Consider the following 15,468-nt stretch of genomic DNA (forward strand, 5'->3'; position numbering starts at 1 on the left):
TTCAGGGATCGATCATCGGCGATTCGCCATTCTTCTCCCATGCTCGCCGAAGGGCGGGATTACCGGGAGTAAAGCGTATGAAACTTCTTGCTGTCATCGGCGCCGGTCTGATCGCCGCGTCGGGTATCGCCGCCGCCACCCCTGCCGCCGCCGCGCCGCATGGTCCGCACGACCGCTGGGGTCCGGGGCCTGGCCGTGGGCCGGGTTGGGATCGGGGTCCGGGTTGGCACCATCGTGGGCCGGGCTGGGATCGCGGTCCCGGCTGGCACCGTGGTCCGCGCTGGGATCGCGGCCCCCGCTATGGCTATGGCCGTCCGCGCGTGACCTGCCGCTGGGTCCGCACCTGGGATGGGCCGCAGCGCCAGTGCTTCAACGTCTATCGTTGATACGATCGTTCGTCGCGGGACGGGGTCGGTGGGATAAGGACTTGATCCCCCGGCCCCGCTTCGCCATATGCGCGACCGGGAGTCGGGCGGACGTAGTCGTCGCCAACCCGGTCAGGTCCTGACGGAAGCAGCCGTAACGATTTCGCTGCGGGTCGTTCCGGCTCCCACCCTCCGCACATTTTCGATAGCACAAACACCCCTGTTCCGGCCCACCCGGCGAGGGGGCACATATCGCCTCACGATTATACCTGACGGCGCGCGCCCGAGCCCCTATGTTGGCTGGCGATGCTTTCCAACACCCCGACCATCCAGACCCATCATGGCTGATTCGTTCGACCTGGGCGAACCGCCCCAGCCTGTGCAGACGCCGGCTAAGGCCGAGGCGTATCGCGTCCTCGCGCGCAAATACCGTCCGCAGACCTTCGATGCGCTGATCGGGCAGGACGCGATGGTCCAGACGCTGGGCAATGCGATCAAGCGCGACCGGCTGGCCCATGCGTTCCTGATGACCGGCGTGCGCGGGGTCGGCAAGACCTCGACCGCGCGACTGATTGCCAAGGCGCTGAACTGTATCGGTCCCGACGGTAATGGCGGCCCGACCATCAGCCCCTGCGGTGTCTGCGAGCCCTGTCGCGCCATCGCCGAAGGCCGCCATATCGACGTGATTGAGATGGACGCCGCCAGCCATACCGGCGTCGACGACGTGCGCGAGATCATCGAGGCGTCGCGCTATGCCGCCGTCTCGGCGCGCTTCAAAATCTACATCGTCGACGAAGTGCACATGCTCTCCAAGAACGCCTTCAACGCGCTGTTGAAGACGCTGGAGGAGCCGCCCGCGCATGTGAAGTTCCTGTTCGCCACCACGGAAGTGAACAAGGTCCCGATCACCGTTCTGTCGCGCTGCCAGCGTTTCGACCTGCGGCGGATCACCGCGGACAAGCTGGCCGATCACTTCGCCAAGATCTGCAAGCTGGAGAATGTCACCGCCGAGGACGAGGCGCTGATGCTGGTCGCGCGTGCGGCGGAAGGATCGGCGCGCGACGGTCTGTCGATCCTGGACCAGGCGATCGCCCATGCCGATCTGGAAGGCAGCGGCGTCACGGCGGCGGCGGTGCGCGAGATGCTGGGCCTGTCCGATCGCGGGGCGGTGCGCGACCTGCTGGGCCTGATCCTGAACGGCGATGGCGCAGGAGCGCTGGCCTCGCTGCGGCGGCAATATGATTATGGCGTCGATCCGCAATCGGTGCTGCGCTCGCTGCTGGAGACGGTGCACGGCATCACGCTGACCAAGGTCGGCACGCCGCCCGACGCTGCCCAACCGCTGGAGGAGCGGGCCGCGCGCGAGGAATGGGCGGGCGCGCTCAGCTTCCCCGCGCTGCACCGGCTGTGGCAGCTGTTCCTGAAGGGCCATGACGAGGTGGCGCGCGCCGCCCTGCCCATCGAGGCGGCGGAAATGGCGCTGCTCCGCGCGATCCACGCCTCGACGCTGCCCGATCCGGGCGAACTGGCGCGGCAGCTTCGCGACGGCGGCGTGGCCCCCCCCAGCGCGCCGCAAATCCCGCAAGCTGCGCCCGCTGCCCCCGCGCCGGTCGCCATAGCCGCCCCGGCCGAGCCCGAGCCGCCCAAGCTGCCCGAGAGCTTCATCGCGATGATCGATCGGCTGGACGACATGGGACAACTGGCGCTCGCGGCACGCTTGCGTCACGGCGCGCGCCTCGTGCGGTATAGCCCGCCGGAGGTCGTCTTCAGCGGATCGCGACCCATCGCTACCGATACGCTGAGCGAGTTGGTGGCGGCGCTGAAGACCGCCACCGGGCAAGCGTGGCGCATCACGCTGGAGGATGTGCCCGGAGAGCCGACCCTGCACGAACAGCAGATGGCGGCCGAGGAAGCGATCAAGACCGCCGCGTGGGAGTCGGACATGGTCCGCGCCGCCCGCGAGGCTTTCCCCGAGGCCGAATTGATGGAATGGCCCGGCAAACGCAGTGTGAACGGAGCATGATGTGAAGAATCTCGACGAAATCTTGGCGATGGCCCAGAACGTCCAGAACGAACTGGAAAAGGCGCAGGCCAATCTCGACACTATCGAGGTCGAAGGAGTCTCGGGCGGCGGCCTGGTCAAGGTGAAGGCCTCGGCCAAGGGCCGGATCATCGGCATCACCATCGACGACTCGCTGATGCAGCCGTCCGAAAAGGGCATGCTGGAGGACCTGCTGGCCGCCGCGATCAACGACGCCCGGACCAAGGCCGATGCCGCCTCGGGCAGCGAAATGTCGAAGATGACCAGCGGCCTGCCGCTGCCGCCGGGCTTCAAGCTGCCCTTCTGATTTCGGGAACGGAATGTCCGGCCATGGCGTTGCCCCCTCCATCAACAGAGGAGGGAATGTCATGGCCGATGAGCGCGTTACCGAAACCTATGGCACGCAACAGCCGCACACGACCGTGATCGAGCGCCGCAGCGGCGGCGGCGGGATGGCGATTGCTATCGTGTTGCTGATCGCGGTGCTGGTTGGCGGCTTTTATTTGTTCAGCCGGGGCGGCGCGGAGAACCGGCGTGACGCGGCGGTGACCTCGGCGGCCAAGAGCGTCGGCGACACCGCCAAGAAGGCCGGTGACGCGATTTCCGGCGACGCGAAGTAAGTTTGGTTAAACAGGGCTTCGTTGCTTGCGGCGAAGCCCTCCCCCATCCCCTCCCGCCTGCGGGAGGGGTGCGATGTCTGGCAATTTTCACCCCATAAGCAACAGGATCGTCGCTCGCGGAAGTGCTTGTCGGTGCCGCCAAGCACGCCCCTCCCGCAGGCGGGAGGGGATGGGGGAGGGCCCGGTGTCTCACCGAGCCCCCCTCACCGAAGACAGCCATCCAACCCCTGCCGCCGCACCACACCCACATACCGCGCAATCACATTGCCATGCTTGCGCACGAAGCCCGTCGGTGCCACCGCCGCGCGCTTCTTGGGCAAAGGCAGCACCGCCGCGATCCGCGCCGCTTCGGTCGGCGTCAGATGCGACGCATCATGCCCGAAATAGCGCATCGCCCCCGCATTGGCGCCATAGGTCCCGATTCCCGTCTCGGCGAGGTTGAGATAGACCTCCATGATCCGGCGCTTGCCCCACAGGGTTTCGATCAGGAAGGTGAACCACGCCTCGAAGCCCTTGCGGATATAGCCGCCGCCCTGAAACAGGAAGGCGTTCTTCGCCGTCTGCTGGCTGATGGTCGAACCGCCGCGAATTCGGCCACCCTTGGCATTGCGATAGGCGGCGCTGGCCATCGCCTTGAAGTCGAAGCCGTGATGCGAACAGAAACGCGCATCCTCGCCCGCAATGGCCGCGCGCGCCATGTTCGGGTCCATCTCCGACAGGGGCATCCAGTCCTTGGTCACGCCATGCCCGCCGATGACGTCGCCCAGCATGGTGAAGGTGATGGGCGGCGGCACGAAACGATAGACGCCGACCCATACGACACTGACGATCACAAAGGCGAGCACGGCCTTCAGGGCCCAGCGAGCGATGCGGAACATGGGCGGGCTTTAACGAGGTTTGTCGGGCAGGTCACCCGGATTGCCGTCTGCCCATTGACCTTCCCTGGCAAAGGGCCGAACCAGTGTCGGCACGCTTTACGACAAGAACCGGCTTGACTTGGCGGACTAGCAGGCGGCGGGTCGTCAACCCGCCGCCCGCCCCCATCAGAACGCGATCTTCAGACCCGCGCGATACGACTGGTTGCGCACGTCCGACCGCTCGACCGTCGTGTCGGCCGCAACCGACACCGTGACCCGGCCGCTGCGATAGGACAGGCCCGCAGACAGCTCGCCCCAGTCGCGGTCCTGGCGCGCCACCGCGAAGGGTACGCGCAGGGCGGTGCCATTGGCGAAGCCGACGAAGCTCGTGTCCGACCGATCGTGGAAGTCGTGGACATAATAGGCCGAGGCGAAAGGGCGGAGCCCTTGCGCGTTGCCGTCCAGCTGCAACCCGGCGCGGCCCTGGACGCTCAGGAAGTCGTCGCGGTCATAGACGAGCGCCGGGCCGGTGCCGCGTTCGGGCGTCCGGGTGAAGTCTATGCGGTTGGTCCGCACCGCCACGCGCGGGCCGAAACGCAGTGCCTCGGTCCCCGCATTATACCCCGCACCGACCTCGGCCGAGAGTGCCAGCGCGTTGTCGCGGGCGCGCAGGTCATAGCCGGTGCCCAGGAAATCGCCGGTGCGCCGCGTCGACGACTGAAAGACGCCCGCACTGGTCTGCACGTCAAGCGACGGGCCCAGCGATCCGCCCAGGCGACCATAGAGCGTACCCTGGATCAGCTCGCCGCGCGCCGACTGGCCCAGCCGGATCTTGCCGTCGATCTTGGTATAGGACAGGCCGAAGCCGAGCATGGCGGCGTCGCTGACCCGTGCCTCGATCCCGGTCGCGACATAGAAGCCGTCGAAGCGATCACGCCCGCCCGGAGCGGTGTTCGGCATCGCCGCGCCCGCCCCGTCGATATAGCCACCCGCCAGATAGATGGCGGCGTTGTCGGGCAACACGCCCTCGCGCAGCGTGGTGGTCGGCGTGTCGCTGACCATCGCGGCCTGGCCGGGCATGGTGATTTCGTTGGCGGCGAACTCCATCGGCTTGCCGATCATCGCGATCGATCCGCCCTGGAACCGGTCGGGCGACAGCGCAGCCGTGCGGTCGCGGTAGAAGCGCGCCATATTGTCGGTCGCGGTGGTGCCGATCGCGCGGCGCATCGTCTCGGTACGCGGGGCGAGCGATTCCAGCGTGCCCTGGATGGTCGCGACGGACTGAAGGTCCAGCCCGCCATAAACCCCCGCCAGCGACGCATAGGCCGAACGGTTACCATCGAGCAGGCGGCCATAGGCCAGCTGGACCGGCGTTGCCGCCAGGCTGGCATAGGGGCGCGCGGTGATGCTGGCGGTCACCGCATTGGCGGCATAGCTCAGCTGCGGATAGAGGATGGCGCTGAGCGAAGTCGCGTCGCCGAACGTGCCGGTGACCCCGCCGCTGGTGGTCAGCACGGTATAGCTGTCGCCATAGCGCGGCACCTGGTTCAGCGGGCGCAGCGTGATCGTCCCGCCGCCCAGCACGGCGCGGTCGGCGACCAGCAGGTCGGACGTGCCGCTGGCGCCGAAATCGACGACATATTGGCTGCCCGCCGCCAGCGTGGCGGTGCCCGCGACGGTCAGCGTGCCGATCGCCCCGGCATTGCCCGGCGACACGATGCCCCCGCTCTGCGCGGTCAACGAGGCGATCGTGCCGGTGCCGCCCACGGTGCCGCCCGACGCGGCGGTCAGCGCCGAGCGGACCAGCGCGCCGTTGATGGTCAGCAGCCCCTGCTCGACCCGCGTCGGACCGGAAAAGCTGTTGCTGGCGGTCAGGATCAGCTCGCCCCCGCCGCGCTTGGTGATCCCGCCGATATCGCTGGGGAAGCTGGCCAGCACCTCGGCCGAATAACGGTCGCGCGCGTCCTGGATCGCGTTGCTCCAGACATCGATGCCGCCCGTCGGTACATTGACCTCGCGCGTCTGGCGCAGCGCGGTCGGGCCTCGCAGCGCGACGTCCATCTGCGGCGCGCCCCAGCCCGATTTCAGGTCGACGCCGCGCCCATCCAGATCCTTGGAGCTCGACACCAGAATGTCGGAGATCAGCCCGGTATTATAATTGGGGAACCAGCCCATCAGCACGGCGGCAAAGCCCGACACATTGGGGGCTGCCATTGAAGTGCCGGTCAGCACGCCGTAACCAGGGCCGGTGACCGTCAGGAACTGCTTCAGATCGGCCTGCAACTGGGCATTGGCCTTGGTCAGCACCGCCTTCGAGAAGTCGACGCCCAGGATATCGGTGTTGTTGGCGACGATGCCGGCCAGGCGGCTGGTATAGCCATCGGGATCGGCGGTCACGAAGCGCGAGCCATAAGCGAGTGTGATGCCGACCGCCTGCTGCGCGACGAAGCTGCTCTCGGCCTCCTGATCGAACGCGACGCCCGCGCGCTGCGCGGCGGCCTGACGATTGAGATAGCCGTTCAGGACGTTGATCCAGGCATTGACCGCCGCATTCTGAAGCGCGGCGAGGGTCGTCGCGCTGTAGATCGTCGGATACATGGCGCGGGTATATTTCGCGCGGATCGCCGCCCCGTCGAGCGACGAGACGTTGAAGGTCGACACGATCTGGCTGCCCGGCGCGGCGACGCACCAGGTCGCGGTCTGGCCGCACAAGCTGGAGCTGGGGTCGGGGGTGCCGTCGGCGCGGTAGTTGGCGACCGACAGCCAGTTGGAGCGCAGGCGCAGGTCGTTCAGCGGGGTGACCGCATCGATGCTGGCATGCGCGCCCGCATCGTTGCCCGCCGAGAAGACGACGAGGACGTCGTTCTTGAGCACCGGATCGTAAAAGCCGTTGAGATTCTGGGCATAGGCCGCCTTCGCGGCCGCCAGGCTTTGATTATAGGGCAGCGAGCTGCTGACGCCCCAGCTGTTGTTGATGATGCGCACCTTGCCCGAACTGGCGAGGTTGACGATGTTCTCGCGCGGGGTCGAGACGGTCAGGTCGTCGATCACCGCGTCGCGATACCACAGGAAATCGCCCGCCGCGAAATTGGTGTTGGCCGACAAGATGTTCGCGCCATAGGCGTTGCCGAACATCACGCCGTTCGCCATGCGGTTGCCCGCCACGGTCCCGGCGACATGGGTGCCGTGATATTGCCAGGGCAGGCGCGGATTGACCTGGCCGTCATTGCTGTAACCGGAGACCACATCGGTGCGGAAGCCGGTGATCTTGCCATTCCCGGCAAAGGACGGGTGGTTGAAGATCACGCCGCTGTCGTTGACGCCGACCGTCTGGCCTGCGCCGTTCAGGCCCAGCACATAGGCATATTCCATGCCCAGAAAGGCCTTAGAATAATCGACCTTGAACTGCGCGTCGTTGCGCCAGGATGCGAGTGCGGCGTTATAGTCGGTCGTGCGCTGGCCATTGGCCAGATAATAGCCGCCCGAGGGTGGCGGCGGAGGTGTCGCCCCACTTTGCGCCATTACGGGCAAGGCGGACAAAGATGCGCCTAAGGCCAGGCTCGACAACGCGACACGCAACATTGCCCGATACGACGTCTTGGACATGCAGAACTCCCCCGACCGGATGTCTAACGCCCCGGTCTTCCGCTCCACAGTCTTGCCAGTTCGGCTGGGATGACAATGGCTTTGTTATCGTTAGGAAATTTATCGGGATTCCGGTGATAAAATTGTCACATTTCCGACACGCATCTTGTCGGAGAGCGGATTCCCCGCCTTCGCGCCATGATCCGGCGGACAGCCGGGGCGCTCTATGTTGGCGCTATCATGGCTAGGCATCATCAATGCTTGGGGGCCTCTTGCGGCAGGACAGGCTGTTCTTGGGCTCTCAACAAGCGGGCGGTGCCGCGTCCGGCTTGGGCCGTAGCGGCGCGGCGACGGGGGCCAGCGCCTCCCACTCCTGCACAGCCAGTCCGGCATGGCGGTCCCCAGCCCCTGACGCCTCCATCACCGCGCGCAGACAACGGGTCGTGATCGCCGGGAAACGCACCTCCTGAAAACCCTCGACCCCCGTGGGATAGGTCGCGGCGATCCGGTGCCACGCTCCCTGCCCGCCATCGCGATATTCGAGATGCCAGGCCGCAGGCGGCGCGACGCCCTCGTCCGATCCGGCCGGGTGGTCGGCGAAGAAGCGGATACGCACCGCGTCCAGGGTAACCGGACGCGGCCAGCGATATTCGATCCAGACGCTGGCCGGATTTTGCGCGGTCCAGTTGCCCCACATGTCGGGCGGCAGCGGATTGTCGCGCACCACGCCGTCGTTCAGCGCGGCGATCCAATATTGCACCGGCACCGGCGTGTTGGAGGCGCTGGCCCAGGCCCCGCGTGCGACATTGCGGGTCGGCGGAGGGGGCGGCGCGGGCGCGCGGCTGGGCGTTACCGGGCGGATGGCGGGCGGAGAGACGCTGTCGTCCCACGTCATCGGATCGATCGCGACGGAGCGGCGGAAATGGCCACCGCCCTTTGCGTCCGCCGTATGATAGGTCAGATACCAGCGGCCCTGATATTCCACCGCACCCGCATGGGATGTGGTCGAGGACACCGGGCGCAGTACCACCCCGCGATAGGTCCAAGGCCCCATCGGCGTCGGCGCGGAGGCATAGGCCTGGCACGCATGATAGAGGGTGGGCGTGCACGGGCTGTCGGGACCGGCATTGTTGGCGGCGTAGAGCAGATAATAGGTGCCCCGCCGCTTCATCAGCCAGGGCGCCTCGAAGAAACCAGTCGCGCCGGTGACGACCTGCTCGGGGCCCTTGGGCGTCACCATATCGGAGGCGAGTTCGATCGCGCGCAGCCGCCCGAACGTGCCCCAATACAAATACACGCGGCCATCCGTATCGATCAGGACGGTAGGGTCGATATTCTGGATGGTGTTGGCGACCGGCACGCTTTGCGACACGATCGGTCCCGCCGGGTGGGCATCGCGCCAGGGACCGGTCGGCCGGTCGGCGACCGCCACGCCGATCGCGAACCGGTCCTTGGTCCCCGGTGCGGCCGAGCCTTCCCGCTGGAGCACGGGCGCGTACAGATAGAAGCGCCCATCGCGCGCCTTCACGATCTGCCCGGCATAGGCGCGGCCCGGCTTGGCCCAGGCGAACACCGCCTCCGGCCGGGCGATGGCTGGGTCGTGCCGCCAGGTGCCGCTGGCCGGGTCGCGGGTCGACAGCAACTGCCACTCGTTCATGATGAAGTCGTTGACGCCGTCCGGCGCCTCGTCGCGCCCGGCCAGAATCCACAGCGTGTCGCCGTCGACGAACGGCGCGGGATCGGTCGAATAGCTCCGCCCATCGGCCAGGATCGGATTGCCGCGGCTATGGATGGTTTCCGACGCGGCAGGGGCGAGCAGGGCGGCGAACAGGAACGGGATCATGCCCCATCTTGGTCCGGCCGGTCGGAATTGTCGATATGGTATACAATGATGGGGCTTGACCCGTGCAGGCTGCCCGTCCGACTGTCGAGGACATGAGAGCCCTGTTGTCCCTGTCGCTGGCCTTCGTCCTCGCGCTGGCGGCCACCGCCATCGCCCGGGCGCTCGACCCGACCGTCTTCGGGTCCTGTTTCGAGGGGAGCTGCGGCTATGCTGCGATGCTGGTCGCGCTGCTGATCACGCTGATCCTCGCGCCGATCCTGTGGGTTCTATTGCGACGGGCGGGGCCGGTCAGCCGGTTGCTGCTCGGTATCGTGCTGTTCGCGCTGATCGGTCTGTTCCTGCTGCCGACCTTTGTCTGGCTCGTCGGCCTGGCGGCGTTCGCCTATGCGACTCAGCGCACGGTCCGACGCGCACGGGTCAACGGGCAGCCGATGCGCGACCTGTTCCTCACCCCCCGCCCCCGATCCTAATCCCCTCGCGCCGGCCTCACGTGAAAGCCCATCTCACCGGCCAGCGCCAGGATGCGGCCGGTATCCGACCGGCGAACGATCACGACGTGCAGATTGTCGTCCAGCCCGTTGCGCCATTCCAGCAGCGCCCAGGGCGGATCGCACGCCTCCAGCTCGCCGTCGAGCCAGGCGAAATACTCGCTCGCCCGCAGCTTCCGATCGCCCTCGCGCTGGGGAAAGGGCTTTAGCGGCTCGGCGAACTCATCGCTGATCAGCTCATGCAACTCGTCTATCTTGTCGCCGATCAGGAAGAAGTCGCAGAGCGTCAGCTCGACCGCCAGCTGGCCGACGTCCTCGCACTCCAGTTCGAGCATCCAGTCCTCGGGCTCGCGGATCATGGCCTCCAGCTTGGCCGACAGGTCGCGGGCCTGGTCCTCTTCCAGCGTCCGGCCGCTGAGCAGCATGATGAACTCGGTGTACATGCGCCGTCTCCCGTTGGTTGTTCCGTCGTTCGGTTCTTTATCGGTCGAGCACCGCCGCGCTCGGGCAGTTGGCGGGCACGACGCCCGGCCCCGGCCGATAGACCAGCCGTATCCGGCTCGCCCCGGTCGGCACGCAGGCGACCAGATGATAGTCGCGCGCCAGCACCGCCTTCAAGACCGCCTGCGTCGCGCGGTTGCCGAAGGCGAAGCGGGGATAATCGTCGACGATCGCGCCGGGCCGCTGGCGGAGGATGCGGCGGATCTCGACCACCGGATCGACACCCAGCGCGGCCGCGCTCGCTTCGTCCTGGGTGTTGAGATGGCCGGGAAAGACCCATTTCGACGGCAGGCAGCTATGCGTCATCATATAGAGCGCCGGATAACCGTCATAGACATAGAGACAGCCGCGCGCGGGCGTCGCGGCCCGTGCGACCGCCTGCGCCTCGGCCGCGCCGCCCTTGGCGCGTTCGCTCAGCGCCAGCACGAGCTGCCCCGCCGCACCGATCGCCAGCACGAAGGCGGCGATCCCGCCCCGGTGCCAGCGGGCCAGCGCGGGGGCCGCGACCAGCACGCCGGGCAGGACGACAGGCAGCGCATAATGCGGACTGCCGAACCGACCATAACCTAGGACCGCGATACCGCTCACCGCCAGCCAGACCAGCAGGAAGCGGAAACCGTCGCGCCGCTCCGCCGGGATATTCTTCCACGGTCGCCCGAAGCCGATGACCAGCAACAGCGGCGACAGGATGCCGACACAGGTCGCCAGTCCCTCCAGCTCGTCGGCCAGCGGCCGCGCCGCCTGCCCGCCCAGCGACACGATATTGGCGAAGACCCACGCCTGCCCCTGCCCCAGCCCGGCATAAACCGCGAACGCGACCAGCGTGGACAGCAGCGCGAGGGCCACCCAGACGCCCGCCATGCCTGCCAACCGGACGAGCGGCACCCGCTCGCGCCATCCCAGCCACAGCAGGATGCAGCCGAACGCAAACCCTTCGGGCAGCACCGCATATTTGATCTGGAGCGCGACGCCCACCGCCCCCATTGCCACCGCGCCGCTGGCGAACAGCCCGCCCCGCCGCTCGACCGCGCGCAGCGTCGCGGTCGCGGCGAGCAGCATCAGCGCGTTGTAGAAGACCGGCGACTGGCCCCCTTCCCCCTCCATTAGGTTCAACCAGAGGATATAAAGGATCGCCGCCACGGTGGCCGCGAGCGGTCCGGCGAACCCCCGCGCCACCCGCTGGATGCCGAAGGCCGTGGCGACGACGAAGCCGGTCGCGACCAGCTTATAGGCGAGGAACCCCTCTCCCCCCAGCAGGCGCGCCCCCGCATAGAGCAGGAACAGCCCGATCGGCTTGCGGTCGAAGATGTCGACATAAGGCATCGCGCCGTGCAGCATCCGGTCGCCGACCAGCAGATAGAATTGCTCGTCGAACCCGGTCACGGGGTTGGCAAAACCTTGCGCGCGGACGACCAGCGCGACCAAGATCAACAGCAGCAGTGTGCCGCCCCATCGGTCGCCCGGTGTGTTGATCGCCGTGTGCCCACGCTGGTGTGTCATCGACGCGCCGGTGGGTCGCTTTGCGAGCAAAGGCAAGGACAAAGATGACGGGCTTCGCCCAGGCCGTCGGCTTCCAAGCCGAGAACGACGGCCCGAACGACCGATCGCGTGGCAAAGGCACACGCCCCCACGACCCATCATGATGATTACGTCACGATAGGGTATCGTTTTACCCCGCAGTCATGCTATCGACCCCGCCATGGGCGGGATTTCCGAGTGTTATCAGCTTCGATCAGGGCGCTAGGCATTTGCGCGTCCTGACCTTCCTGCACAGTTTCGAGCCCGGCGGGGTGGAGCGGATCGCGCTGCGCCTGATCCGGCGCTGGCGTGCCGAGGGGATCGATGCACCGCTGTTCCTGGGGCGGACCGACGGCGTGATGGCGCAGGATGTCGGGGCCGATCTCGATTTCGTGACGCCGCGTCGCCGCTGGCCGGGCATCGCGCATTGGGAGACGATCTGGATGATCGCCACCCTGCCCCGTGCGATCCGTGCGATCCGGCCGGACGTGCTGTTCTGCGCGGGCAATACCTATGCCGTGGTCGCGGTGCTGATGAAGCTGGTGCTGGGCCGCGACTGCCCACCGATCATCGCCAAGATCAGCAACAATCTCGACCGCGCCGATGCCGGTATTGTCTACCGCGTCTTCTATCGCCTGTGGCTGTGGATTCAGGGGCTGGCGATCGACCATTTCGTCGGCATGGAAAAGCCGATGCGGGCCGAGATCGTGCAATGCGTGCGGGTCTCGCCCGCGCGTGTCGCGATCATCCCCGATCCGGCCCTGTCGGAGGCACAGATCCTGGCCTTGCGCGAACCGGCAGCGACGCTGCGCCTGCAGGGACCCGGACGGCGTTTTGTCACGATCGCGCGGCTGGCGGCGCAAAAGAACCTGTCGCTGATGCTGCGCGGCTTTGCCCGAGGCAGCGGCCCGGCCGACACCCTTACCGTGTTCGGTGATGGGCCGGAGCGGGCCGCACTAGAGGCGCTGGCCGCCAGCTTAGGCATTGCCGACCGCGTGGATTTCCAGGGCTATGTCGCCAACCCGGCCGGGCTCCTGGCGCAGTACGACACGCTGCTCCTGTCCTCGCACTACGAGGGGGTCCCTGCGGTCATTCTGGAGGGACTGGCCGCCAATATCGGCATCGTCGCCACCGATTGCAGCCGCTCCATGGGCGCGCTGCTGTTGCAGGGACAACTCGGCACGCTGGTTCCGGTCGGCGACGAGGCGGGCTTTGCGGCCGCCATCGCCGCGGCCCAGCCGCAGGCGCAGGATGCACGGCGCACGCTGCATCAGGCGCGGCGCTTCACCATCGAGCATGGCGCGGACCATTATATCCGGGTGATGCGGGCCGTCCTACGCCGTCGCACCACCGCCGCCACGCTGATTCCCGAGCCCGTCGTTTCCTGACCCGTCCCGTTGTGGCGGAGGAAGAACCGGGGCGCGGGCGGATGCGACGAATGGTGGCGGGCGGTAAGTGCCTCGATTACCGTTTGATTCACGATTAACGGCTAAGAACCGACATCATCGTCAAGCCCCTTTGAAAAATTCGCCTTAATTGTGACATCATCGCCACACTAAACCCAGGCTTCACGTCGGCGATGGGAGTGGCTGGACGATGCGATATGGGGGAGGCGCGTGGCCGATGGGCGGCGCGGCATGGTCGGCGATCATCCTGGGGTTAGGCGGACCGGTGCCGCTTCAGGCCCAGACGCAAAACGGGGCGCCCCCACCGTCAGAGAGCCCCCCACCCAACGAGGTCACCGTCATCGGCAAGCGCATCCCCGGTTCGGTGATCGGTGCCGTCGCGCCGGTCGCGGTGCTGGATGCCCAGGCGCTGGAGGCGCTGGGCGCGACGAGCCTCAGCGACCTGCTCAAGAAGGTGAAGTCGCTGACCAGTTCGTCGAGTGGGGGCGAGCCGGTGATGCTGCTCAACGGGCGGCGCGTCTCGGGGTTTTCCGAGTTCCAGTCGTTGCCCTGGGAAGCCATGGAAAAGGTCGAGGTGCTGCCCGAACAGGAGGCGGCGCGCTTCGGCTATCCGCCGACCGTGCGGGTGATGAACTTCATCACCAAGAAGAAATTCCGCGCGGTGACGGTCCAGCTCCTGCCCGGCGTCACGACCGAGGGCGGGGGCGGCACCAGCTATAGCGAGGTCACCTCGGCGCGGATCGACGGGCCCCGCCGCCTGACGTTCAACGTCTCGCACTTGCGGCAAGACCCAGTGCTGCAGAACCAGCGCAATATCGTGCCCGATCCCGAGACGCTGTTCGCGACGACCGGCAATGTGACGGGGGTGAACGGCGCCAGCCTGGACCCACGGCTCGATGCCCTGGCGGGTCGAAACGTCACGCTGGCGGGCGTGCCGATCGATCTCGCCGCGCGCGGGACGCTCGCGGCCTATGCGAACAGTCCGGCCGGGGTCACCGATCTGGGGCCCTATCGGACGCTCCAGCCGCTGAGCGACACGATCCATAGCGAGGTCGGCCTGGCCTCGCCGCTCACCAAGAGCGTGTCGGGATCGCTGATGGTCTCGATGGAGGCGATCCAGACCCGGGGGCTGAACGGCCTGGCCCCAGCCCTGCTGCGCGTGCCCGGCGGGCTGGGCCATTTCCCATTCGGCAACGACACGCTGCTCTATCGCTACCTGCCCGACAGCGTGCTGCACCAGCGTACGACCAGCATGGCGCTTCACGCAGGCGGCACGCTGACCGGCGATGTGCGTCGCTGGAGCTGGGCGATCACCGGCAATTACGACCGGATGGTGTCGCGAAGCACCTCGGAGATCGGCGTGCCGCTGGGCGCGCTGCAGGCGTCGATCGATGCGGGCGGCGCCCCGATGGCCGCGATCGATCCCGCCACCGCGGCCCGGCGCGACCGGAACCGCAGCCGGGTGGTGTCCGACACGATCGGGGTCAAGGCGACCGCGAACGGCCCCGTGGCCCGCCTGCCCGCAGGCGAGGCGATGCTGACCGTCACCACCGATTATAGCCGAATCGACAGCGACGCGCGCACCAATCTGACGCTTGCCACCGACGGGGTCGGGCGCACCATGCGGGGGGCCAGCGTCAACGCCAATGTGCCGATCGCCTCGGCCCGCGAAGGCTCGCTGTCGTTCCTGGGCGAGATGCAGCTGAGCGCGATGGCGGGGGTGTCGCAGGTGTCCGATTTCGGGCGGCTGAGCACTTCCAATCTGGGGCTGAACTGGACACCCTTCCGCCCGGTCCAGCTCAATGCCTCGGTCAACGTCGCGCAGACCGCACCCGGCGTGACCCAGCTGGTCGCGCCGGTGCTGGCGACGCCCAACACCCCCTTTTTCGACTATGTGACCGGGCGCAGCACGCTGGTCACCACCATTTCGGGCGGCAATCCCGACCTGGCGCCCGAAAAGCGGCGGGTCACGACGCTGGGCATCGCGGTACAGCCGATCAAGGACAAGGAAATCCGGCTCAGCACCGATTATGTCGACACGCGGATCGACAACCAGGCCGCCTCGCTGGGCGGCGCGACCCCGGCGTTCCAGCGCGCCTTTCCCGACCTGTTCGTCCGCGATGCGCTCGGCCAACTGGTCAGCGTCGACCTGCGCCCGGTGAACCTGGCGTATGAGCGCGAGCGCAAGCTGCGCCTGACGGTCGACGCGCAGGTGACGCTGGGCAAGACCCCGCCGCCCCCTCC

At 67.3% G+C, this 15,468-nt stretch carries 12 protein-coding genes and 1 other RNA gene; 8 read left to right on the forward strand and 5 right to left on the reverse strand.

Annotated features, from left to right (window positions below):
• The first annotated feature begins 77 nt into the window (after positions 1 to 77).
• The 5 genes from SB4_RS19210 (at position 78) to SB4_RS15755 (ending at position 3,026) form a co-directional block, all read left to right on the forward strand.
• Entirely contained in the window at positions 78 to 386 is a 309-nt protein-coding gene (locus SB4_RS19210; RefSeq protein WP_082670229.1) for a hypothetical protein, read from the forward strand.
• A gap of 74 nt (positions 387 to 460) precedes the next feature.
• Positions 461 to 558: signal recognition particle sRNA small type (gene ffs, locus SB4_RS19215), an RNA gene on the forward strand.
• A 147-nt stretch (positions 559 to 705) separates the two neighbouring features.
• Complete coding sequence (locus SB4_RS15745) at positions 706 to 2,388, forward strand: DNA polymerase III subunit gamma/tau (protein ID WP_058753324.1); 1,683 nt, start codon at positions 706 to 708, stop codon at positions 2,386 to 2,388.
• A 1-nt stretch (position 2,389) separates the two neighbouring features.
• Complete coding sequence (locus SB4_RS15750) at positions 2,390 to 2,713, forward strand: YbaB/EbfC family nucleoid-associated protein (protein ID WP_056434009.1); 324 nt, start codon at positions 2,390 to 2,392, stop codon at positions 2,711 to 2,713.
• A gap of 61 nt (positions 2,714 to 2,774) precedes the next feature.
• Positions 2,775 to 3,026 (forward strand): hypothetical protein, encoded by a 252-nt coding sequence (locus SB4_RS15755; RefSeq protein ID WP_058734071.1) that lies wholly within the window; start codon positions 2,775 to 2,777, stop codon positions 3,024 to 3,026.
• Between the two features lie 203 nt (positions 3,027 to 3,229).
• Here SB4_RS15755 and mtgA read toward each other — a convergent pair whose 3' ends face one another.
• The 3 genes from mtgA to SB4_RS15770 all read right to left on the reverse strand — a co-directional run bounded on the left by mtgA (position 3,230) and on the right by SB4_RS15770 (position 9,311).
• A complete protein-coding gene (mtgA, locus tag SB4_RS15760; protein ID WP_058753325.1) occupies positions 3,230 to 3,904 on the reverse strand; it encodes a monofunctional biosynthetic peptidoglycan transglycosylase in 675 nt (224 codons plus the stop codon).
• A gap of 165 nt (positions 3,905 to 4,069) precedes the next feature.
• Positions 4,070 to 7,489, reverse strand: coding sequence for a S8 family serine peptidase (locus SB4_RS15765; RefSeq protein WP_082670230.1), 3,420 nt, complete (start codon positions 7,487 to 7,489; stop codon positions 4,070 to 4,072).
• Positions 7,490 to 7,769: 280 nt separating this feature from the next.
• Positions 7,770 to 9,311, reverse strand: coding sequence for a family 43 glycosylhydrolase (locus tag SB4_RS15770; RefSeq protein WP_058753327.1), 1,542 nt, complete (start codon positions 9,309 to 9,311; stop codon positions 7,770 to 7,772).
• A gap of 62 nt (positions 9,312 to 9,373) precedes the next feature.
• Between SB4_RS15770 and SB4_RS15775 the strand changes: the two genes are divergently transcribed.
• Positions 9,374 to 9,781 carry a hypothetical protein gene (locus tag SB4_RS15775; RefSeq protein WP_241488649.1) on the forward strand — a complete coding sequence of 136 codons (408 nt, stop codon included), beginning with the start codon at positions 9,374 to 9,376 and terminating at the stop codon, positions 9,779 to 9,781.
• On the opposite strand, the gene SB4_RS15780 is transcribed toward SB4_RS15775, so the two are convergent.
• Together SB4_RS15780 and SB4_RS15785 are read right to left on the reverse strand one after the other, a co-directional pair.
• Positions 9,778 to 10,242 carry a hypothetical protein gene (locus tag SB4_RS15780; protein WP_058753329.1) on the reverse strand — a complete coding sequence of 155 codons (465 nt, stop codon included), beginning with the start codon at positions 10,240 to 10,242 and terminating at the stop codon, positions 9,778 to 9,780. The genes SB4_RS15775 and SB4_RS15780 overlap by 4 nt on opposite strands.
• A gap of 37 nt (positions 10,243 to 10,279) precedes the next feature.
• A complete protein-coding gene (locus SB4_RS15785; protein WP_058753330.1) occupies positions 10,280 to 11,800 on the reverse strand; it encodes an ArnT family glycosyltransferase in 1,521 nt (506 codons plus the stop codon).
• A 248-nt stretch (positions 11,801 to 12,048) separates the two neighbouring features.
• Here SB4_RS15785 and SB4_RS15790 point away from each other — a divergent pair, with 248 nt between their 5' ends.
• A complete protein-coding gene (locus SB4_RS15790; RefSeq protein ID WP_058753331.1) occupies positions 12,049 to 13,206 on the forward strand; it encodes a glycosyltransferase in 1,158 nt (385 codons plus the stop codon).
• A gap of 208 nt (positions 13,207 to 13,414) precedes the next feature.
• A partial coding sequence (locus SB4_RS15795; RefSeq protein ID WP_058753337.1) for a TonB-dependent receptor occupies positions 13,415 to 15,468 on the forward strand: 2,054 nt, incomplete at its 3' end.

The organism is Sphingomonas sanguinis, from assembly GCF_001476905.1.
GTDB classification, from domain to species: domain Bacteria; phylum Pseudomonadota; class Alphaproteobacteria; order Sphingomonadales; family Sphingomonadaceae; genus Sphingomonas; species Sphingomonas sanguinis_B.

Excerpts from the sequence above, each read along its gene's own strand:
- SB4_RS19210 (WP_082670229.1), top strand. The coding sequence starts at position 78 with ATGAAACTTCTTGCTGTCATCGGCGCCGGTCTGATCGCCGCGTCGGGT.
- mtgA (WP_058753325.1), bottom strand. The coding sequence starts at position 3,904 with ATGTTCCGCATCGCTCGCTGGGCCCTGAAGGCCGTGCTCGCCTTTGTG.
- SB4_RS15745 (WP_058753324.1), top strand. The coding sequence starts at position 706 with ATGGCTGATTCGTTCGACCTGGGCGAACCGCCCCAGCCTGTGCAGACG.
- SB4_RS15770 (WP_058753327.1), bottom strand. The coding sequence starts at position 9,311 with ATGATCCCGTTCCTGTTCGCCGCCCTGCTCGCCCCTGCCGCGTCGGAA.
- SB4_RS15755 (WP_058734071.1), top strand. The coding sequence starts at position 2,775 with ATGGCCGATGAGCGCGTTACCGAAACCTATGGCACGCAACAGCCGCAC.
- SB4_RS15780 (WP_058753329.1), bottom strand. The coding sequence starts at position 10,242 with ATGTACACCGAGTTCATCATGCTGCTCAGCGGCCGGACGCTGGAAGAG.
- SB4_RS15785 (WP_058753330.1), bottom strand. The coding sequence starts at position 11,800 with ATGACACACCAGCGTGGGCACACGGCGATCAACACACCGGGCGACCGA.
- SB4_RS15765 (WP_082670230.1), bottom strand. The coding sequence starts at position 7,489 with ATGTCCAAGACGTCGTATCGGGCAATGTTGCGTGTCGCGTTGTCGAGC.